Annotated in this window: 17 protein-coding genes; 13 read left to right on the top strand and 4 right to left on the bottom strand. The window is 56.6% G+C overall.

Annotated elements, in window-relative coordinates:
• Positions 1-12 precede the first annotated feature (12 nt).
• The 12 genes from ACXAGA_RS12955 to ACXAGA_RS12900 all read left to right on the top strand — a co-directional run bounded on the left by ACXAGA_RS12955 (position 13) and on the right by ACXAGA_RS12900 (position 16596).
• Positions 13-1092 (top strand): ABC transporter permease, encoded by a 1080-nt coding sequence (locus ACXAGA_RS12955; protein WP_475117901.1) that lies wholly within the window; start codon positions 13-15, stop codon positions 1090-1092.
• Between the two features lie 6 nt (positions 1093-1098).
• Complete coding sequence (locus ACXAGA_RS12950; protein ID WP_475117900.1) at positions 1099-2778, top strand: ABC transporter ATP-binding protein; 1680 nt, start codon at positions 1099-1101, stop codon at positions 2776-2778.
• A 5-nt stretch (positions 2779-2783) separates the two neighbouring features.
• Positions 2784-3209, top strand: coding sequence for a globin family protein (locus tag ACXAGA_RS12945; RefSeq protein ID WP_475117899.1), 426 nt, complete (start codon positions 2784-2786; stop codon positions 3207-3209).
• The gene (gene nirB, locus ACXAGA_RS12940) at positions 3206-5644 is read left to right on the top strand and encodes a nitrite reductase large subunit NirB (RefSeq protein ID WP_475117898.1); all 2439 of its coding nucleotides are present in this window, start codon (positions 3206-3208) and stop codon (positions 5642-5644) included. The genes ACXAGA_RS12945 and nirB overlap by 4 nt, the downstream gene beginning before the upstream one ends.
• Positions 5641-5976 (top strand): nitrite reductase small subunit NirD, encoded by a 336-nt coding sequence (gene nirD, locus ACXAGA_RS12935; RefSeq protein ID WP_475117897.1) that lies wholly within the window; start codon positions 5641-5643, stop codon positions 5974-5976. The genes nirB and nirD overlap by 4 nt, the downstream gene beginning before the upstream one ends.
• Entirely contained in the window at positions 5976-8573 is a 2598-nt protein-coding gene (locus tag ACXAGA_RS12930) for a molybdopterin-dependent oxidoreductase (RefSeq protein ID WP_475117896.1), read from the top strand. The genes nirD and ACXAGA_RS12930 overlap by 1 nt, the downstream gene beginning before the upstream one ends.
• A complete protein-coding gene (locus ACXAGA_RS12925) occupies positions 8570-9529 on the top strand; it encodes a glycosyl transferase family protein (RefSeq protein WP_475117895.1) in 960 nt (319 codons plus the stop codon). Before ACXAGA_RS12930 ends, ACXAGA_RS12925 begins: the two co-directional genes overlap by 4 nt.
• A 10-nt stretch (positions 9530-9539) precedes the next feature.
• Entirely contained in the window at positions 9540-10916 is a 1377-nt protein-coding gene (gene cysG, locus ACXAGA_RS12920; RefSeq protein WP_475117894.1) for a siroheme synthase CysG, read from the top strand.
• A gap of 71 nt (positions 10917-10987) precedes the next feature.
• Complete coding sequence (locus ACXAGA_RS12915) at positions 10988-12121, top strand: AI-2E family transporter (protein WP_475117893.1); 1134 nt, start codon at positions 10988-10990, stop codon at positions 12119-12121.
• Positions 12121-12795, top strand: coding sequence for a P-loop NTPase family protein (locus ACXAGA_RS12910; RefSeq protein WP_475117892.1), 675 nt, complete (start codon positions 12121-12123; stop codon positions 12793-12795). Before ACXAGA_RS12915 ends, ACXAGA_RS12910 begins: the two co-directional genes overlap by 1 nt.
• A gap of 41 nt (positions 12796-12836) precedes the next feature.
• A complete protein-coding gene (locus ACXAGA_RS12905; protein ID WP_475117891.1) occupies positions 12837-15002 on the top strand; it encodes an RNA degradosome polyphosphate kinase in 2166 nt (721 codons plus the stop codon).
• Between the two features lie 46 nt (positions 15003-15048).
• Complete coding sequence (locus tag ACXAGA_RS12900; RefSeq protein ID WP_475117890.1) at positions 15049-16596, top strand: Ppx/GppA family phosphatase; 1548 nt, start codon at positions 15049-15051, stop codon at positions 16594-16596.
• Here ACXAGA_RS12900 and ACXAGA_RS12895 read toward each other — a convergent pair.
• Both ACXAGA_RS12895 and ACXAGA_RS12890 read right to left on the bottom strand, forming a co-directional pair.
• Entirely contained in the window at positions 16593-17606 is a 1014-nt protein-coding gene (locus tag ACXAGA_RS12895; RefSeq protein WP_475117889.1) for an endonuclease/exonuclease/phosphatase family protein, read from the bottom strand. The genes ACXAGA_RS12900 and ACXAGA_RS12895 overlap by 4 nt on opposite strands.
• Entirely contained in the window at positions 17606-18286 is a 681-nt protein-coding gene (locus ACXAGA_RS12890) for a TerB family tellurite resistance protein (protein WP_475117888.1), read from the bottom strand. Before ACXAGA_RS12890 ends, ACXAGA_RS12895 begins: the two co-directional genes overlap by 1 nt.
• Before the next feature lie 110 nt (positions 18287-18396).
• On the opposite strand from ACXAGA_RS12890, the gene nhaA reads away from it, so the two are divergent.
• Positions 18397-19581, top strand: a complete 1185-nt coding sequence (gene nhaA, locus ACXAGA_RS12885; RefSeq protein ID WP_475117887.1) for a Na+/H+ antiporter NhaA — start codon at positions 18397-18399, stop codon at positions 19579-19581.
• 38 nt (positions 19582-19619) lie between these two features.
• On the opposite strand, the gene ACXAGA_RS12880 is transcribed toward nhaA, so the two are convergent.
• Entirely contained in the window at positions 19620-20000 is a 381-nt protein-coding gene (locus ACXAGA_RS12880) for a c-type cytochrome (protein ID WP_475117886.1), read from the bottom strand.
• Between the two features lie 76 nt (positions 20001-20076).
• A complete protein-coding gene (locus ACXAGA_RS12875; RefSeq protein ID WP_475117885.1) occupies positions 20077-20850 on the bottom strand; it encodes an ABC transporter permease in 774 nt (257 codons plus the stop codon).
• Between the last annotated feature and the right edge of the window lie 45 nt (positions 20851-20895).

The raw sequence follows: 20895 nt of genomic DNA, 5'->3' as shown, positions 1-20895 counted from the left end.
CTGAGGATCGCCATGACCACCGCTGACACCAATTTCCAGAAAGACGCCGAACGCGAAGCCCGCCGCGCCCGTCTATTCACTCGCATCAACAAAGCCGACGCATGGTTCACCGTGTTGGGTCTGGCTTGGATCACTCCTCTGCTAAAGGCCGCATTGGGCGACAACCCACGCGCCCAGATGAAAGAAGTCTGGCGCCTCTTGGGTGTTCCTGTGCTGGCAATCCTATGTTTTATCGCGCTGTGGGGCTTTCTAGCACCCAAAGTGCAAACGTCCTTGGGTGCGATCCCCGGTCCGGCTCAGGTCTGGTCCAGCGCGGTTGATCTGCATCAGGACGCCATGGAAAAGGCCGAAAAAGAGGCCGTATTCTATGAACGCGTTGAACAACGCAACGAACGCCTGATCGAAGCAGGCCGCGCGGACGAGGTCAAAGAAATGACCTACACCGGCGCGCCATCCTATTACGACCAGATCGGCACTTCGATCCGCACCGTGTTCTTTGGCTTTATCATCGCCGCTGCGGTTGCGATCCCGCTGGGTATCGTCGCTGGCCTGTCGCCAATTGCGAACGCTGCGATCAACCCGCTGGTTCAAATCTTTAAACCTGTGTCGCCTCTGGCTTGGCTGCCGATCGTGACGATGATCATTTCGGCAACCGTTCAAAACGACGGCCTGTTCGCCAAATCGTTCCTTGTGTCCGCGATCACCGTGACCCTGTGTTCGCTATGGCCAACCCTGATCAACACCGCACTGGGCGTTGCGTCCATCGACAAAGATCTGGTGTCCGTATCCAAGGTTCTGAAAATGTCGACCTGGAAAAAGATCACCAAACTGGTTCTGCCTTCGGCGCTGCCACTGATCTTTACCGGTCTGCGTCTGTCGCTGGGTGTGGGCTGGATGGTTCTGATCGCAGCAGAGATGCTGGCGCAAAACCCTGGTCTGGGCAAATTCGTCTGGGATGAATTCCAGAACGGTTCCTCCCAATCGCTGGCACGCATCATGGTTGCTGTGTTCACCATCGGTATCATCGGCTTCCTGCTGGACCGTGTGATGTACGCCATCCAATCCTTCTTCACTTTCTCTGCAAACCGGTAATCGCACATGGCTATTCTGAGTTTCAAAGACGTCAACAAAGGTTTCGGTGAGGGCACAGCCCGCACCGAGGTCCTGAAAAACATCAACGTCGACATCGAAGAAGGCGAATTCATCGCGATCCTCGGCTTCTCCGGCACTGGTAAATCGACCCTGATGAACCTGATCGCTGGTCTGGAAATGCCAGACACCGGTTCGGTCACATTCAAAGGCGCGCCAATCACCGGCCCTGGCCCTGAACGCGGTCTGATTTTCCAAAGCTATTCGTTGATGCCGTGGCTGACGGTCAAAGGAAACATCATGGTCGCTATCGACTCTGTGTTCCCTAAATTGTCGGCCAAAGAAAAAGACGAAAAAGCAGACCACTACATCAAAATGGTTGGCCTGTCGCACGCCGCTGGCCGTCGCCCTGCCGAACTGTCGGGCGGCATGCGCCAACGTGTTTCGGTGGCCCGCGCATTGGCAATGTCGCCTGAAATGCTGCTGCTGGACGAACCTTTGTCCGCGCTAGACGCATTGACCCGCGCAAATCTGGCAGACGAAATCCTGCAGATTTGGGAACAGGACAAAAAGACCTGTATCCTGATCACCAACGACGTGGACGAAGCCATCCTACTGGCCGACCGCATCATCCCGCTGAACCCTGATGGCACGCTGGGCGACCCTGTCACTGTCACCATCCCGCGCCCTCGTGACCGTATGGCGATGAACACCGACGAAGGGTTCCACAAACTGCGCGCGCAGGTGACCAACTACCTGATGGACGTTGGCGTTCAGGCCAAAGTCGAAGAAACCCGCAAACTGCCCGAAGTCACCCCGATCCACGGCATTCCTGCAGCGGTCGCCGCCGCCCAAGAAGGCCTGATCGAAGAACGTTTCCTAGACTTCAGCCAGTTGCACAAAATCTATCCAACGCCCAAAGGTCCATTGACCGTGGTCGAAGATTTCAACCTAAAGGTCAATCGCGGCGAATTCATCAGCCTGATCGGTCACTCTGGCTGTGGTAAATCCACGGTTCTGACCATGGCTGCGGGCCTGAACCCGATTTCCAAAGGCGCGATCAAACTGGACGGCCGCCACGTCGAAGGCGCAGACCCAGAACGCGCTGTGGTGTTCCAATCGCCAAACCTGTTCCCTTGGCTATCAGCCAAAGAAAACGTGTCGATTGGCGTAGACAAAGTGTACCCCAAAGCGTCGCAGGCCGAACGTCAGGACGTTGTGGAATACTATCTGGAACGTGTGGGTCTGGCCGATGCAATGGACCGCCCTGCCCATTCGATGTCGAACGGTATGAAACAGCGCGTCGGCATCGCCCGTGCATTTGCCCTATCGCCAAAACTGCTGCTGCTGGATGAACCATTCGGCATGTTGGACAGTCTGACCCGCTGGGAATTGCAAGAGGTGCTGATGGAAGTCTGGTCGCGTACCAAAGTGACCGCAATCTGCGTCACCCACGACGTGGACGAAGCCATCCTGCTGGCGGACCGCGTTGTGATGATGACCAACGGCCCTCAGGCCACGATCGGCAAAATCACTGACGTGAACCTGCCGCGCCCACGCACCCGCAAGGCGCTGCTGGAACACCCCGATTACTACCACTACCGCCAAGAAGTTCTGGATTTCCTAGAGGAATACGAACACGGCGCAAAACCCAAACCGAAACCTACCAAAGCCATCGCAGCGGAGTAATTCAAATGGAAGATCGCCAGATAGACCTCGTTCAATCCAGCTTTGCCAAGGTAGTTCCGATTGCAGATACCGCAGCTGAACTATTCTACGCACGCCTGTTCGAAATCGCACCACAGGTGCAGCCGATGTTCAAAGGCGACATGGCGGACCAAGGTAAGAAACTGATGACGACCTTAGGCGTTGTTGTGAACAGCCTGCGCGATCTTCCGAAAATCGTTCCCGTTGCGCAGCAATTGGCCATCAAACACGTCGATTACGGCGTGACGGCCGAACACTATGCACCTGTCGGTCAGGCCCTTTTGGACACATTGGAAAAAGGTCTGGGCGACGGTTTCACACCCGAGACGAAAGACGCTTGGGTCACCGCATACACAACATTGTCAGGCGTAATGATCGACGCTGCATACCCTACAGAGGAAGCTGCACAATGACACAGAAGCTCGTTGTTATCGGGGCCGGTATGGCCTCGGGGCGGATGCTCGAAAAATTGTTCGATGCTAATGCCGATTTCGAAGTCACCTTGTTCAACGCAGAACCACGCGGCAACTACAACCGTTTGATGTTGTCGCCCGTTCTATCCGGCGAAAAAACATACGAAGAAATCGTTACCCACGATGACGAATGGTACGCTGAACACAACGTCAACTGCCGCTTTGGCGAAAAGGTCGTATCGATCGACCGCGAACGCAAAGTTGTCGTCGGCGAAAAAGGCGAAGTTGCCTATGACAAACTCGTCATCGGCACAGGTTCTAACCCGTTCATCATTCCTCTGCCCGGTCACGATCTAGAGGGCGTAATCCCCTACCGTGATCTGGAAGACACCCAAGAGATGATGGATCTGGGCAACAAACCAGACGCCAAAGCCGTGGTTATCGGCGGCGGTCTGCTGGGCCTAGAGGCCGCAGCAGGCATGGCAGCCCGCGGTGTGGACGTTACTGTGATCCACATCATGGGCCACCTGATGGAACGTCAGCTGGACGAAGCCGCAGGTTACCTGCTGCGCAAATCGCTGACCGAAAAGGGTATCAAGGTCATGTGCCAAGCGAACTCGAAAGAGATCCTGGCAGATGAGAACGGACGGGCGCGCGCGCTGCTATTGGATGATGGGACCGAAATCCCTTGCGACCTTCTTGTGATGGCGGTCGGCATCCGTCCGAACATCAAACTGGCGGCTGACGCAGGTATGGCAGTGGGCAAAGGTGTCCATGTTGACGACCAGATGGTCACCAGCGACGAAAACATTCTGGCCTTGGGTGAATGCGTTGAACATAACGGCGCGATCTTTGGTCTGGTTGCCCCGCTGTATGATCAAGCCAAAGTTCTGGCGAACACCCTGATGGGCGTCAAAGATACCTTTGTTAACAAAGAAGTATCGACCAAACTGAAAGTCACGGGTTGCGACCTGTTCAGCGCGGGCGACTTTGCCGAAGGCGAAGACCGCGAAGACATCGTATTCCGTGACCCTGCCCGCGGCGTTTACAAACGTCTGATCCTTCAGGGCAGCAAAGTCATTGGCGCTGTGATGTACGGCGACACCGCTGATGGGGCTTGGTTCTATAGCCACATCAAAGACGGCACCGACGTCACCGAAATGCGTGACACTCTAATCTTTGGACCGGCGTATCAGGGTGGCGGAGCCGCAGACCCTTTAGCAGCCGTTGCAGCCTTACCGGATGACGCGGAGATCTGTGGTTGCAACGGGGTATGCAAAGGTCAAATCGTTCAGGCCATCAACAATGGCGCCAGCACACTGGACGATATCCGCGCGACGACCAAAGCATCTGCTTCCTGCGGGACCTGTTCGGGTCTTGTAGAACAAGTTCTGGCATCGACCTTGGGCGACGATTTCGTCATCCCTGCCGCTGCCACCATGTGCAAATGTACCGATCACACCCACGAAGACGTGCGCCGTCTGATCAAATCGCAGGAACTGAAATCCATGCCGGCTGTTATGCAGGAACTGGCTTGGAAAACTCCAGAAGGCTGCCACGTTTGCCGCCCTGCGTTGAACTATTACCTGCTGGCTGATTGGCCACTGGAATACAAAGACGACCCACAGTCGCGTTTCATCAACGAACGCAAACACGCCAACATCCAAAAAGACGGCACCTTTTCGGTCGTGCCACGTATGTTCGGCGGCATGACCACGCCGGACGAACTGCGTGCGATTGCGGATGTGGCGGAAAAATACGCGATCCCGACCCTGCACGTCACGGGCGGTCAGCGTATCGACCTTTTGGGCGCCAAAGGCGAAGACCTGCCCGCAATCTGGGCCGATCTAAACGCCGCAGGCATGGTATCGGGTCACGCCTATTCCAAAGGTCTGCGTACCGTCAAAACCTGCGTCGGCAAAGACCACTGCCGTTTCGGCACTCAGGACTCGACCGGTTTGGGTATCAAACTGGAAAAAGCTCTGTGGGGGTCGTGGACACCGCACAAGGTCAAACTGGCCGTCACCGGTTGCCCACGCAACTGCGCCGAAGCCACCTGTAAAGATATCGGCGTTGTATGCGTCGACTCTGGCTACGAAGTCAGCATCGCAGGTGCCGCGGGTATGGACGTGAAAGAAACCGAATTCCTGCACAAGGCAACCTCGGAAGAGGAAGTTCTGGAATACGTTCAGGCGGTTATGCAGCTATATCGCGAAAACGCGAAATATCTGGACCGCATCTACAAATGGGTTGCCAAGGTTGGTCTGGATTGGGTCACCGAACAGGTCACGGACGAGGCAAACCGCAAGGCCCTGAACGAACGGTTCGCGATTTCGCAAAGCGTCTACCAATTTGACCCATGGGCAGAGCACGTCGAGAAAGAAAAAGCGCGCTACGCCCCTATCGCCAACCTCGCAATGGAGGCAGCAGAATGAGCAACTGGATCGATATCGGTGAACTGAACGACATCCCGCGCCAAGGCGCGCGGGTTGTCAAAACCCAGTCGGGCTGCGTTGCGGTATTCCGCACCATGGACGACGACGTTTTCGCGTTAGAGGATCGCTGCCCGCATAAAAACGGCCCGCTGTCCGAAGGCATCGTTCACGGCAACAAAGTCACCTGCCCGCTGCACAACTGGGTGTTCGACATGAACACAGGCGAAGCTCAAGGCAACGACAGCGGAACCGTTCCAACCTACCCAGCCAAGGTCGAAAACGGCCGCATCATGCTGGACATCGAACTCATCATGGCACGGAGCGCTGCATAATGACGAACGACCCTGTAAAAACGGTGCGGACCACGTGTGCCTATTGCGGGGTCGGTTGCGGCGTCATCGCGACGCCTGACGGCAACGGTGGTGTGACGGTCAAAGGCGACCCGCACCACCCCGCCAACCTTGGCCGTCTGTGTTCCAAAGGATCGCAACTGGGCCAGACCGTTTCGACCGAAGGCCGCCTGTTGGCGCCAACCGTGAACGGTCAGGAAACCGATTGGGACAGCGCATTGTCGCTGGTCGCCGAACGGTTCAAATCCACGTTCGAACAGCACGGCCCCGATAGCGTTGCGCTATATGTGTCAGGCCAGTTGCTGACCGAAGATTACTATGTCGCCAACAAACTGATCAAAGGTTACATGGGCACCGCGAATATCGACACGAATTCGCGTCTGTGCATGGCCTCTACCGTTGCGGGGCATAAACGCGCCTTTGGCACAGATACTGTGCCGGGCAACTACACCGATTTGGAACAGGCCGATCTGATCGTTCTGGTCGGGTCCAATCTGGCATGGTGTCACCCAGTTCTATACCAACGCATTTCGGCGGCCAAAGACGCCAACCCGAACATGCGTATTATCAACGTTGACCCGCGCCGTACTGCCACCAGCGATCTGGCCGATCTGCATCTGTCGATTGCGCCTGGGTCTGATGTTGCCCTGTTTAACCGCCTGCTGGTCGAAATCGTTGACCGCGGTCTGGTCGATGCAGACTACGTCGCGCAGCATGTGAATGGTTTTGACGACGCGGTCGCCGCGGCCCGTGCGGATGTGACCGACACGCTGGATATTTGCGACGCGGACCTGCTGGCGTTTCTGGACATGTGGTGTTCGACTGAAAAAGTCGTCACCGTATTCAGCCAAGGCGTCAACCAATCCTCCTCTGGCGCGGACAAAGTCAACGCGATCATCAACTGTCACCTTGCCACAGCCCGCATTGGCCGCACCGGCATGGGCCCGTTCTCCGTGACTGGTCAGCCGAATGCGATGGGCGGCCGCGAAGTCGGCGGTCTGGCGAACATGCTGGCCTGCCATTTGGACATCGAAAACGCCGAACATCGCAACGCTGTGCGCACGTTCTGGGACAGCCCGACGATGCCAACTCAAGCAGGCAAAAAGGCCGTCAATATGTTCGACGCCGTCGCAGATGGCACGATCAAAGCGATCTGGATCATGTGCACCAACCCAGTTGTGTCAATGCCAGAGGCGGACAAAGTCCGTCAGGCCCTATTGGATTGTGATTTCGTGGTCGTGTCGGAAATGTTCGGCACCACCGATACCGCGAAATGCGCCGATGTTTTGCTACCCGCCACAGGTTGGGGCGAAAAGGACGGCACGGTCACCAATTCGGACCGCACCATCAGCCGCCAGCGTCCGTTCCTGCCCAAACCAGGCATGGCCCGTCACGACTGGGATATCATGGCTGACGTTGGCCGCCGCATGGGCTGGGGTGATGCGTTCGATTACGCCACACCCGAAGACGTGTTCCGCGAATATGCCGCCCTATCGGGGATCGCGACGAAATTCGAACGCGATTTCGACATCTCTGACTGGACCGAAGATTACAACGCCATGTTCCCCCGCCGCTGGGGCACCGAACGTTTCTTTGAAAACGGCGGTTTCTATCACGCTGATAAAAAGGCAAAAATGCTGCCTTTGAAATCGCGCGCACCGAAATCCGCGATCACCACCGATCGTCCATTCCGCCTGAACACAGGCCGCGTGCGCGACCATTGGCACACAATGACCCGCACCGCCCGCAGCCCGCGTTTATCGCAACATTTGGCCGAACCGTTTGTTGAAATCCACCCCGATACCGCCAGCCGTTTAGGCATCAAACCCGCGCATCTGGTTCAGCTGACTTCGGATCATGGCACCGCGATTGTCCGCGCATTGGTCACCGACCGTGTTCGCCGCCGCGAGGTGTTCGTACCGATCCACTGGACAGGCGAAACCGCCCCGACAGGGCGCGTGGACGCATTGGTTACGGGCTATGTTGACCCCGTTTCGGGCCAACCAGAAAGCAAAGCATCGACCGTCGCGGTCGCCCCTTTTGACCCTGAATTCTACGCCTTTGCGGTGTCGGCGCAGGAAATCACACCCGATAGCACCTATTGGGCCAAAGCGCGCGTCGATAACGGATGGCGAATGGAACTGGCTGGCACTGCGCCAACCGATTGGGACACCTACGCCAAATCGCTGTTCGGCGACGGCGAAACCGTATCTGTTATAGACCCTGCCCGCGGCATCGCCCGTGTGGCCGTCGTCAAAGACGGCCAGCTGATCGGCGCGATTTTCGCGGGCCGCGAACCTGTGGCCGTGTCGCGCGACCATTTGGCGGGCCTTTTGGGCGGCGATTATGCTGATGTTCTGGCGGGCCGCCCTGGCGGGGATCGCCCTGATCCCGGTCCGATTGTGTGCTCTTGTTTCTCGGTTGGGGTGAATTCCATCCTGCACGCTATTGAAGCAGACGGGCTGATGACTGTAGACGCTATTGGCGCTGCACTTTCTGCGGGAACGAACTGTGGTTCGTGTAAACCTGAACTGGCGGCGCTGATTGCGAAATGCACCGTCAAAGAGGCCGCTGAATGAAAACCGCTCTTGCCCCATACGTCCGCATTTTAGGACGTGGGGCCAACCTGTCCCGTTCCATGACGCTAGAGGAATCCCAAGAGGCGATGGAAATCGTCTTGCGCGGAGAAGCAGCCCCCGAAGCCATCGGCGCGATGCTGATGCTGATGCGGATGAAAGGCGAAGAGGCACAGGAAATCGCAGGTTTCGTACGTGCCGCACGCGTCGTGGCCCCTGCGGTCGGTGATGTCGCGCTGGATTGGCCGTCATATGCCGCTGGCCGCACGCGCGGATTGCCGTGGTTCTTGCTGTCGGCGAAATTGGTTGCCTCGGCGGGGTATCCTGTTTTGATGCACGGCTGGAATAGCCACCAAAACCCCGTAGCATCCGTGCGCGGTGCGTTGGACGGCATCGGCATCCCGACGCTGGCATCGGCCACGTTCGACACATTGGACGGCAACATCGGTTACCTGCCGCTGGAAACGCTGTCGCCGATCATGTTCGACCTGATGCGCCTGCGCGATGTGTTCAACCTGCGGTCCTGCGTGAACACTGTGCTGCGTGTTTTGAACCCAGCGTCCGCCCCTGCTTCTGTTCAGGGCGTGTTCCACCCGCCCTATCGCGAATTGCAAATGGATGCGGGCGTTATTCTGGGCCAGCAATCCATGACCGTCCTAAAAGGCGGCGGCGGCGAATTCGAACGCAACCCGTCCAAAGGTGTCGCTTTGTTCGGTCTGCGGGGGGGCAAAGCGTGGGAGGCAGATGCCCCCGCCATCAACGCCGACCACGTCCGTCTGTCGGAAGGGACGGAAAACACCAACCCTGCCGCGCTGCCTGCGCTGTGGACAGGGGAACTCACCGATGATTTCGCGCAATCTGTCGTGCTGGGCACGGCGGATCTGGCGCTGCAAACAATTGGCGCGTCCGAAACGGCCGCTGATTTATGGGCGGCGCGCAATCGCCGCATAGACAACTAGGAGCCATCCAATGCAGTCCTTTCCAATGTTTATCAAAATGGCCGATCGCCGCGTTGTGATCGTTGGAGGGGACGAACAGGCCGCGCAAAAATCGCGCCTGATGCTGAAAACCGACGCGGCCCTAACAATCGCCGCGCCGGAATTGGATGACGAACTAAAGGCGCTGGTCGACAATGGCCGCGCCGATCACCACACAGGCCCCATCACCGCTGATCTGTTCCGCGATGTGGCGATGGTTCTGATCGGCACAGGCTGCCCTGCTGTGGATGCATCGATCCATGCGATTGCAAAATCCGTGAACGCTCTGGTCAACGTGGTGGACCAACCTGCCCTGTGTGACGCGACAACGCCATCGATCGTTGACCGCGACCCTGTCGTGATCGCCATCGGCACTGAAGGCAACGCGCCCGTCATGGGCCGTTCGATCAAAACCCAGATCGAAAAAATGCTGGACCCGCGTTTGGGCACCTATGTCGCGCTGGCGGGCCGTCTACGCGATAGCGTCGCGCAAAAAGTCGCCCGCGAAAACCGCCGCGAATTCTGGCGTTGGGCATTTAACGATGCGCCTTGGCAAGCATTCAAACGCGGCGCCGAACGCGAAGCCGCCGAGCTGCTGAAAACCGCCATCGAAACAGGTGCGCAACAAACCGAAGGCCAGATTTCGCTGGTTGGCGCGGGCCCAGGTGCGCGCGATCTGCTGACCCTGCGCGCCGTTGAACGCCTGCAAGAAGCGGACGTTATTTTCTATGACCGTTTGGTCGATCCTGATGTGCTGGAACTGGCCCGCCGCGATGCCGAACGTGTGTACGTTGGCAAAGTCGTGGGCGCGCATGCCATCCCGCAAAGCAACATCAATCAATTGATCGTCAACGAGGCCCGCAAAGGCCGCCGCGTTGTCCGTCTGAAATCCGGCGATCCGTCCATCTTTGGCCGCGCGACCGAAGAACTGGAATCCGCCCGCGAACTGGGCATTCCCACCGAAATCATCCCCGGCGTTACCGCAGCCAGCGCCGCCGCCGCCGCGATGGGCCGCAGCCTGACCGAACGCGGCGAAATCGACAGCGTTGTGTTCACCACCGGCCACAGCCGTCAGGGCGCAGATGCCCCGCTGTGGCATCATCACGTCCATCCGGGCACGCGCATGATTTACTACATGGCTGTGTCTCAGGCGGCTGCGCTGCGTGACAAATTGCTGGAATCGGGCCTGCCCGCGGATGCAACGGGCCATATTTGCGCAAACGTGACCCACAAATCGGAACATATTTTCGATGTCACGCTAGGCACTTTGGTCGAAGACCTGAAATCACACGACGTTGGCGGCTGCGCGATCATCATGTTTACATGGCGCAAGGGCGAATTTGCTGCCACGCAGATGAAAAAAGCCTGATTTACTTGCAGGCATAGGCATTGCCCCCTAAGTCGTTCAGTATTGCGCGCATTAATTTTTAGGGACACGCCATGGGTTTGCCGGTCAGGGATCAAGTCAAATACTGGGGTTTTGCTGCGGCGGCCTTTGCATTCCTGCTGTATTTCGTGGGCGATGTTATCCTGCCGTTCGTGCTGGGCGGCGCGGTTGCATACATGCTGGACCCTGTTGCCGACAGGTTAGAAGCCGCTGGTTTTTCGCGCGCCACCTCTGTCGCGATCATTTCGACCATAGGCACGCTGATCTTTGTGTTGGGCGTGTTGCTGATTATTCCGGTGTTGCTGCAACAGACGGCATCGCTGTTTGAATTTATCGGCACGTCGGTCGATGGCGCACCGTCCATGTTGCAGGATTTGGATCAATGGCTGTCACAGACATTCCCGATGCTGGCGCAGTACGACATTACCCTATCGGGCCAACTGCAAACCGTTGCGGCCGCTGTCCAATCCAAAGGCGGCGACCTGATGAACGGTATCCTGACATCCGCAATGAGCCTTTTGAACGTGGTTGTTCTATTGGTGATCGTGCCGGTCGTTGCTGTTTACCTGCTGTATGATTGGGACCGTATGGTCGCGGAAATCGACCGTTTGCTGCCGCGTGATCACGTTGGCACGATCCGCAGCGTTGCCACAGAAATCGACAAAACACTGGCGTCGTTCATTCGCGGTCAGGGCACTGTCTGTCTGATTTTGGGCATCTTTTACGCGCTTGGGCTTATGTTAGTGGGACTGCAATTCGGGCTGGTCGCGGGCGCGATTGCCGGTCTGCTGACGTTTATTCCCTATGTTGGCGCGTTGGTTGGGGGGCTGCTGTCTATCGGTCTGGCTTTGTTTCAATTCTGGAACGGGGTCGAGGTCACATCAGGCGACATCACGACAACCCACCCTGATTGGATCCGCATCGGTATTGTGGCCGCCATTTTTGGCGTCGGTCAGTTTCTAGAGGGCAATTTCCTAACGCCCAAATTGGTCGGTAGTTCGGTTGGCCTGCATCCGGTCTGGCTGATTTTTGCGCTGTCTTTGTTCGGCACATTATTCGGATTTGTGGGCATGTTGGTGGCCGTGCCCGTTGCCGCGATGATTGGTGTCGTTGCGCGGCATGCTATTCGCAGCTACAAAGACGGACGCCTGTACAAAGGGTTCTCTGAAAAAGACGCCGACGAATAATGACCCCCAAACAGCTATCTTTTGACCTGCCCGCGCAAGTGTCGCTGGGCCCAGACGATTATTTCGTGTCGGGCGCAAATGCCCATGCCTATGCGATGGCAACCCTGCCCGATGGCTGGGCCGAAGGAAAATTGGTTGTCGTCGGCCCCAAAGGCAGCGGGAAATCCCACCTTGCCCGTGTGTTCCAGCATGTCACCGGCGCCGCAATTTTGTCGGCGGCCGATCTGGCGGACATGGATGACCTGCCCGATACGGCCATCGTCGTCGAAGATATGGAAACCCTGCCCCGCACCGCAGAAGAGGACATGTTTCACCTGCACAATCACCTGCGGGCGCGGCGCAAACCATTGCTGATGACCGCACAATCTGCGCCTGCGCGGTGGGACATCGCGTTGCCCGATTTGGCCAGCCGCATGCAAGCCGCCCCCGCCGTCGATATCGGCAACCCCGATGACCGGCTTTTGTCGGCGGTTCTGATGAAACTATTTGCCGACAGGCAGTTATTCCCCAAACCCAATGTAATTGCCTATCTGATCAAGAATATGGAACGGTCCTATACATCTGCCGCCGATGTGGTCGCCCTGCTGGATAAAGAGGCATTGGCCAAAGGTTCAAAGGTGACCGTTGGCCTTGCGCGGGCAATTCTGGACATTTCCGGCGAACAAGACGCATAATCGTCACCAATCCGTTGCAATCCCGCAGCATAAGCATTCTCATGAACACCGCAGATTTTCTATACGCCCCGTTTCCCGCCCCCGTAGACCCAGATTTCGATTTGGACAGCCCCGCGCGTTTTTATAACCGCGAACTAAGCTGGCTTTCGTTTAACTGGCGCGTCCTAGAGGAATCTGAAAATCCGCGCGTGCCTTTGTTGGAACGGCTGCGGTTTCTGTCGATTTCGGCAACGAATTTGGATGAATTCTACACCGTTCGCGTGGCAGGTCTGCGCGAATTGGCCCATGCGGGCAACACAACGCCTGCGCTGGATGGGCTGTCCCCTGCCGAACAATTGACCCTGATCGACGATGACGCCCGCCAGTTGATGTTTAAACAGCAGGCTGTTTTCAACGACCTAAAGGCGTTGTTGAAAACCGAACAGATCAACATCCTGACCCGCCATGAACTGGCCGACGGCGATACGGGATATTTGGAAAACGTGTTCCTGAATAACGTGTTTCCGGTTTTGTCGCCTTTGGCTGTGGACCCTGCGCACCCGTTCCCGTTCATTCCGAACACGGGCTTTGCCCTTGCGCTGGAATTAGAACGCACATCCGACAAACGCGTTATGCGGGCGTTGTTGCCTGTCCCTGCGCAGATTGATCGTTTTATTGCCTTACCGGGTGACGAAAACCGGTTCCTCCCCCTAGAGGAATTGCTGTTGATGCAAATCCATCAGCTGTTCCCGGGCTATCGCCTGACCGGCAGCTGTGCATTCCGCGTGCTGCGCGACAGCGATCTAGAGGTCGAAGACGAAGCCGAAGATCTGGTTCGCGAATTCGAGGTCGCCCTGAAACGCCGTCGCCGCGGCGAAGTGGTGCGGATGAAAATGACATCGGGCGCGCCCAAAGGTCTGCGCCGCATGATCATGGATGAATTGCACGTCGATGAAACCGAAGTCATCGAGGTGGATGGCCTGATCGGCATGGCCGATCTAAAAGAACTGGTTCTGGACAGCCGCCCTGATCTGCTGTGGCCAAACTATACCCCGCGCGTGCCTGAACGGGTTCAGGATTACGACGGCGATATGTTTGCCGCGATCAAACAAAAAGACATGCTGCTGCACCACCCTTATGAAACCTTTGACATGGTTGTGCGGTTTCTAAATCAGGCAGCGACCGATCCGAATGTGGTGGCGATCAAACAGACGCTATACCGCACATCGAAAAAATCCCCGATTGTCGAAGCGCTGTGCGAAGCCGCCGAAGACGGTAAATCGGTGACAGCGCTGGTCGAGCTAAAGGCCCGCTTTGACGAAGCCGCCAACATCCGCCAATCGCGCCGTCTGGAACGCGCAGGCGCGCATGTGGTTTACGGGTTCACCCAATACAAAACTCACGCCAAAATCAGCACCGTGGTCCGCCGCGAAGGCGACCAGCTGGTCACCTATACCCACTATGGCACGGGCAACTATCACCCCATCACGGCCAAGATTTACACCGACCTGTCGTTCTTTACCTGCGACGCCGCGTTGGGGCGGGATGCTACCAAAGTGTTCAACTATCTGTCGGGCTACGTCGAACCTGTCGGTCTGGAAAATCTGGCTATTTCGCCCAAATCCCTAAAACCGCGCCTGATCGAAATGATCGACGCCGAAATCGAACACGCCCGCGCGGGCCGCCCTGCGACCATCTGGGCCAAAATGAACAGCCTGATCGAAGAGGACGTGATGAACGCCCTGTACCGCGCAAGTCAGGAAGGCGTGAAAATCAGCCTTGTTGTGCGCGGCATCTGCGGCATTCGCCCCGGCATCAAAGGTCTGTCCGAAAACATCCGCGTGAAATCCATCGTCGGCCGTTTTCTGGAACACAGCCGCATTGTGTGTTTCGGCAACGGCGGCGGTCTGCCCGGTAAAAAAGCGCGCGTTTTCTTTAGCTCTGCCGACTGGATGAGCCGCAACCTGAACCGCCGCGTTGAAACATTGGTCGAGGCTACGAACCCAACGGTTAAGGCGCAGATCGTCGATCAGATCATGGCCGCAAACATGGCCGACATCGCCCAAAGCTGGACAATGCAGCCAAATGGTAAATTTATTCGCGCCCAAATTCCTGACGATGGATTTGCATTTAACTGCCATAAATTCTTTATGGAAACGCCGTCGTTGTCGGGCCGCGGGTCGGCTGGGGCGTCGGACGTGGTAAAACTTACGCACGCCGACGATTGACACCAGTGGCCGGTCGGGTCAAACCTCGGATAAGACCGGAGATCAAATGACCGATACGACCACAGATGACGTGACCGATTGGGGGCCCTTTGGCCGTCCGCTGTTCGACAAAGATCTGGCCAAAGCATTGGCGCGGGTCGCTGTTTTGGACGTGGGGTCCAACTCTGTCCGTATGGTTGTGTTTGATGGCGCGGCACGTAGCCCTGCGTATTTCTTTAACGAAAAGGTCATGGCAGGTTTGGGCGCGGGTCTGTCCGAAACAGGCCGCCTAAATCCCAAAGGCCGCGAACGCGCCCTGTCTGCGATCAAACGATTCGCCGCATTGGCCGAAAGCATGGGCGCCCTGCCCCTAACCGCAGTGGCCACCGCCGCCGCCCGCGAAGCCGAAGACGGCCCCGAATTCCAAGAAGAAGTGCTGCGCGAAACGGGCGTAAAATTGCACGTCATCGACGGCGCAGAAGAGGCCCGCCTCTCTGCCCAAGGTGTGTTGCTGGGTTGGCCTGGATCCTACGGTTTGGTCTGCGACATCGGCGGGTCGTCGATGGAATTGGCTGTCATTTCCGAAGGCAAGGTCGGCCACCGCCTGACGTCGCCACTGGGTCCGCTGAAGCTGCGCGACATTAAGGGTAAGAAACAGCTCAAGGAACATATCAAATCCATCGTCAAAGGTCTGCACGACCAGATGGGCAATGAAACCGGCAAACGTCTGTTTCTGGTGGGCGGATCGTGGCGCGCCATTGCCCGCGTGGATATGGAACGCCGTGGATATCCGATGACGGTTTTGCATGAATACCGCATGACCAGCCGTGCCATTTCGACCACCGCCGACTATATCGGTGCGGCCAATCTGAATGATCTGCGCGGCCGTTGCGGCATTTCATCGGATCGTATGGCTTTGGTTCCGATCGCGGTGCAGGTCCTGCGCGAAGTCGTCAGAACCTTTAAACCCAAAGACATTACAGTTTCGTCCTATGGCATCCGCGAAGGCCTGCTGTACCAGCAAATGCCGCAGGAACTGCGTGATCGCGACCCATTGATCGAAGCCTGCCGCCACGCCGAAGCCAAAGACGCCCGCCTACCGGGGTTTGGCAAGGTGATGTATGATTTCGTCGCCCCGTTGTTTCCGAATGTCAGCTGGCAGAAAAAACGCCTGATCAAAGCGGCCGCACTGCTGCATGACGTCAGCTGGCGCGCGCACCCCGATTACCGCGACGAAGTGGCATTCGAAAACGTCACCCGCGCAAACTTGGGCGGTCTGAAACATTCCGAACGCGTCTTTGTCGGCCTATCGCTGTTCCACCGCTATAAAAACAAACGCGAAGGGTCGCGCTTTGAACCTTTGTTCGGATTGCTATCAGAACAAGAAATCAAAGAGGCCGAAATCTTGGGCAAAGCCATGCGGCTTGGTGCCATGCTATGGCTCAAAGACGACGAACTGCCGGGTGAATTGGTCTGGAAGCCAAAGAAACGCGAACTGGAATTGCGCCTGACGCAACATGCCCATGCCCTATGGGGCGAAGTCCCCGCATCGCGCTTTAACTCTTTGGCGAACTCTCTGTCGGCTATCGATAAAAACGTCGAATTCGTGGATTAAAGATCAATATCCAACGTGACCGGAAAATGATCTGACGCCGTTAACAACGCTTCGCGTAATGGCAGATCTGCGTAACATCTGGGGTTATCGAATGGGTGCCAAATCGTCCAACGGGGGGATTTGTCCATCAACGACGGCGACACCATCACATAGTCCAACAGCGCGTTTAGATAGGGTTTATCTTTACCCACGCTAAATCTGGCCGTAGTCGGCGCAGCCCCCACCCGTTGCGATAAGGCCATGCGCGCATGGGGATCATACAGACACTGCCTGTCCCCTTCGCCCATGACCACCTCTACCCCAGAACGGCCGAATAGTTTTTCATATTCATCCAAACCAGGGCCATCGTTGAAATCACCCAGAACGATCAGATGATCGCCCTGCTCTACATGGTGATCCACGCGGCGGCGCAACCAGACACATTGCGCCAACTGCTTGCGCCGGTTTTCAATTGAAATGCGCATCGCTTCATCGGCATTACGGGCCCCATGCGGCGCCTTGGATTTGGCGTGAACACCTATCAACCGGACCGTTGCTTGCGATGCCGTATCCAGCCGCGCCTCAAACGGCGGTTTCGACCAGTGCACGGGTTCGGGCGCGGCATCCGTGTCCAGATCGTACATAAACCGCCCGTCGAAACGGGGCGCGTAGGGGTCAAACGTGTCCCCGATAGGGTCGTGCTGAACAGTCATCAACGCGGGGTCGAACAACAGGGATATTTCCTGCTGGGTGTCATTGGAAAACCCAATGATTGCTTCGGTGGTCCGCAACCCATAAAAGGCCGCAAAGTTTTTCAGAGCCGTCACGCCAGACCTGCGGCGGTTGTCATCAGGCGCTTCGATCACCATGATCGCATCGGCATCCATCGCTGCGAATACAGCGCCCAAGGCATCTGCCTGATCACCGCGCGTCACATTGTACCGCCCAGACCAGTCACTGTCGCGCAACAGTGTTCCGTGGTTGTTGAACAGGTTGTTGAACCATTCGACGTTATAGGTCGCAATCCGCATTACCGCGCCTGCCCGACGATGGTTTCCCACGCATTGTTGACGGCGATCAATCGCGCCTCGGCCAGTTTGATGGCCTCTTCCGGCACACCGCGCGCGATCATCTGATCTGGGTGCGTTGCGCGGACCGCATTGCGCCACGCTTTGCGAATGTCGTCCATTGGCGTGTCGGGCGTGACGCCCAGCACATCATAGGGATCGCGTTCTGCATCAGGCACGAACCGCGCGCGTATCGCCTTGAACTTTGCCTGATCGAACCCGAAAATCTGTGCGACGTTCTGCAAAAACGCGTCTTCGCCGTCGTGATACACGCCGTCCGCCATCGCGATATGGAACAAACCTTCCATGAGGTCGCACAAAGGGTCCATGTCATCGCGGAACATTGCGGCGACCCGTTTGGCATATTCTTCGTATCCGGCGACATCCTGACGGGCCAAATTGAACAAACGCCCTGCTTGCGCTTCGTCTTTTGGCGAAATGGTGAATATTTCCCGAAAGGCCGCAACTTCATCGCGCGTGACTTGCCCGTCGGCTTTGGCCATTTTTGCGCCCAGCGCGATCACCGCGATTGTGAAACCAACCGATTTTTCCGGCGGCGTCCGCAACCGATCAAACACCGTCGACAGGCTTTCTCCGCTCCGCAATGCAGCCAAAGCATCCGCAATTCGTGACCAAATCGACATATTCGATAAAATTCCTTTAGTTTTACTCGGGTTTTAGACCCTATCGCGTTGATGCAGGGGAAAAAGCCCCTAGATCAAGGGCAGAATCAACTAATTTTATGGGGAATGATATGTCACTGTCGCGGGCCTTGGACCGTTTTTTTAGCCACGATGCCGCAGGTGGTATCGTTTTGATGGCGTCGGCCGTTTTGGCGATGATTATCGCCAACTCGGGTTTGACCGATGCCTACCACGGTTTCTTGAACACCTATTTCACCGTTCAATTCGGGGGTGAAGGCCTGCAAAAGCCGCTGATCCTGTGGATCAACGACGGTCTGATGGCAGTGTTCTTTTTCCTGATCGGTCTCGAACTGAAACGCGAGATGCTAGAGGGTAAACTCAAGAACCCTCGGGACGTGTTTTTACCCGGTATGGCGGCCGTTGGCGGCATGGTCGTACCAGCGCTGATTTTCGTGGCCTTTAACTGGGGCAATACTGAAACCATCCACGGCTGGGCCATTCCTGCGGCAACCGATATCGCCTTTGCAATTGGTGTGTTGGCACTGGTCGGGTCCAAGGCACCGTCGGGCATCAAAATCTTCCTTTTGACGCTTGCGATTCTGGACGACATGGGCGCGATCGTCATCATCGCGTTGTTCTACACCGCAGATCTGAAAATCGACTACCTATGGCTGTCGCTGATCCCGCTGGCGGGTCTGTGGCTGCGCAACTACTACGGTCTGCACCGTATCGCGCCGTCGATTTTGCTGGGTGTCATCCTGTGGTTCTTCGTTCTGAAATCGGGTGTTCACGCGACGCTGGCTGGTGTGATCACCGCGTTCTTTATCCCGCTAAAGGATAAATACGGCAAATCCCCGCTGCATTCGATCGAACACGGGCTATCGCCATATGTGTTTTTCCTGATCGTTCCAATCTTTGCGTTCTCGAACGCAGGTGTTGTTCTGGCTGGTATCACTTGGGATCAGGTATTTGCCCCGCTGCCGATCGGTATCGCATTGGGCCTGTATTTGGGCAAAAAGATCGGTGTTTTCGGAACGACTTGGCTATTGGTTAAATCGGGACTGGCGCAATTGCCGCACGGTGTGACGTGGCGACATATCTACGGCGTCAGCTGTCTGGCAGGCATCGGGTTTACCATGTCGCTGTTTATCGGTGGCCTTAGCTTTGCCGAAGGCACGCTGATGAACGAAGTCCGCATCGGCGTTCTGGGTGGTTCGATCATTTCGGCAATCACTGGCTATTTGGTGCTGAAAAGCGCCCCCGCCAAAGAAGAGCCGAAGCCGCAAGAGATATAATTAAACAAAGGCCCGCCAATTTGGCGGGCCTTTTCATTTTATTCGCTGAATGTCGCAAGATAGGCGATGACGTCCGCGATTTCCTGTTCCTTGCGCAAACCGGCAAAGGACATTCGGGTCCCAGGCATCGCGCTGCGCGGGTTGGCCAAAAACGCGGTCAATGTTTCAACATTCCAAACACCGCCTTCGGCTGCCATATCAGCCAATGCATCCGAATACCCGAAATCAGCATTCGCGCCCATCGGGGCACCTACTATGTTGTTCAAAGACGGACCGGTCCGATTTGCTGCGCCTTCGCCCACTTGGTGACAGGACTGACATTTACGAAAAGCGCGTTCGCCCATTTCGGCATCGCCTTCGGCCATGGCAAAGGTTGAAACAGTCGCCAACGCGCCGGCCAATACGAATGTACGGATCATAGATAGCTCCCCTTGGTTTATCTCCCGCTGGGACACTATCGTGGGGACGTATCGCTCTCTATCCGACCATAGTCTCTTAGACCCTTGGGTCGGTTCGCCACCGCGTCGCGCGTCGTTCAATCGACGAAATGACCGTGTATTCGATCAATAGCATGACCGCGACAAAGCTAACCGAATAGGCCAGCACATGGCCAATTTCGAACAGCTGGAAATAAAGGTGGATTTTAAAACCGACCCCGCTGCTGCGGCCCAGAAATTCAACGACCAGCACAATTTTCCAAATGATGGCGATCCCGTTGCGCATGGAGGACGCGATATAGGGCCAAAGCTGGGGCAAAGTGACATGAACAAACCGCCGCAAAGGCGGCATCTGAAACACATGGGCCATTTCCCACAATTTGCGGTCCAACGCCCGCGTACCTTCGCGGATCGTCACAGCAACCATTGCGGTTTTATTCAACGCAACCGCTGTGATCGCTGCCGTTTCATTCAGCCCGATCCATAGATAGCACAGGACAATAACCACCAAGGCAGGGATATTCAAAAAAACCACCAGCCATGCGCCGAACCATCGGTCTGCCTGTTTGCTAGCCCCCATAATAATGCCGATCACCGTGCCTAGCACCATCGCCAAACCAAAGGCCGCCGCGACCCGCACCAAGGTCGCCCACAGGTGTTTTTGCATAGCCCCCTTGGCCCATTCATCCGCCACGATCTGCGCCACGACCAAAGGCGACGGCAACACCATGGGATCGGACTTTATCACCGATAGCACCGCCCAAAACGCGATGAACCCCGCGATAGACAACAGGACAATGGGAACGGATTTCGGATCAGATGACTGTGCCATAGCAAATGGGTCGCATATTTGCGCCCATGTTCCAAAACGTTTCGC

The organism is Marivivens sp. ABH4_498, assembly GCF_056160585.1.
This window is presented reverse-complemented; position numbering and strand designations above follow the sequence as displayed.

Bases quoted from the DNA above. Each gene is read 5' to 3' on its own strand.
- ACXAGA_RS12955 (WP_475117901.1), top strand. From the start codon at position 13: ATGACCACCGCTGACACCAATTTCCAGAAAGACGCCGAACGCGAAGCC.
- ACXAGA_RS12950 (WP_475117900.1), top strand. From the start codon at position 1,099: ATGGCTATTCTGAGTTTCAAAGACGTCAACAAAGGTTTCGGTGAGGGC.
- ACXAGA_RS12945 (WP_475117899.1), top strand. From the start codon at position 2,784: ATGGAAGATCGCCAGATAGACCTCGTTCAATCCAGCTTTGCCAAGGTA.
- nirB (WP_475117898.1), top strand. From the start codon at position 3,206: ATGACACAGAAGCTCGTTGTTATCGGGGCCGGTATGGCCTCGGGGCGG.
- nirD (WP_475117897.1), top strand. From the start codon at position 5,641: ATGAGCAACTGGATCGATATCGGTGAACTGAACGACATCCCGCGCCAA.
- ACXAGA_RS12930 (WP_475117896.1), top strand. From the start codon at position 5,976: ATGACGAACGACCCTGTAAAAACGGTGCGGACCACGTGTGCCTATTGC.
- ACXAGA_RS12925 (WP_475117895.1), top strand. From the start codon at position 8,570: ATGAAAACCGCTCTTGCCCCATACGTCCGCATTTTAGGACGTGGGGCC.
- cysG (WP_475117894.1), top strand. From the start codon at position 9,540: ATGCAGTCCTTTCCAATGTTTATCAAAATGGCCGATCGCCGCGTTGTG.
- ACXAGA_RS12915 (WP_475117893.1), top strand. From the start codon at position 10,988: ATGGGTTTGCCGGTCAGGGATCAAGTCAAATACTGGGGTTTTGCTGCG.
- ACXAGA_RS12910 (WP_475117892.1), top strand. From the start codon at position 12,121: ATGACCCCCAAACAGCTATCTTTTGACCTGCCCGCGCAAGTGTCGCTG.
- ACXAGA_RS12905 (WP_475117891.1), top strand. From the start codon at position 12,837: ATGAACACCGCAGATTTTCTATACGCCCCGTTTCCCGCCCCCGTAGAC.
- ACXAGA_RS12900 (WP_475117890.1), top strand. From the start codon at position 15,049: ATGACCGATACGACCACAGATGACGTGACCGATTGGGGGCCCTTTGGC.
- ACXAGA_RS12895 (WP_475117889.1), bottom strand. From the start codon at position 17,606: ATGCGGATTGCGACCTATAACGTCGAATGGTTCAACAACCTGTTCAAC.
- ACXAGA_RS12890 (WP_475117888.1), bottom strand. From the start codon at position 18,286: ATGTCGATTTGGTCACGAATTGCGGATGCTTTGGCTGCATTGCGGAGC.
- nhaA (WP_475117887.1), top strand. From the start codon at position 18,397: ATGTCACTGTCGCGGGCCTTGGACCGTTTTTTTAGCCACGATGCCGCA.
- ACXAGA_RS12880 (WP_475117886.1), bottom strand. From the start codon at position 20,000: ATGATCCGTACATTCGTATTGGCCGGCGCGTTGGCGACTGTTTCAACC.
- ACXAGA_RS12875 (WP_475117885.1), bottom strand. From the start codon at position 20,850: ATGGCACAGTCATCTGATCCGAAATCCGTTCCCATTGTCCTGTTGTCT.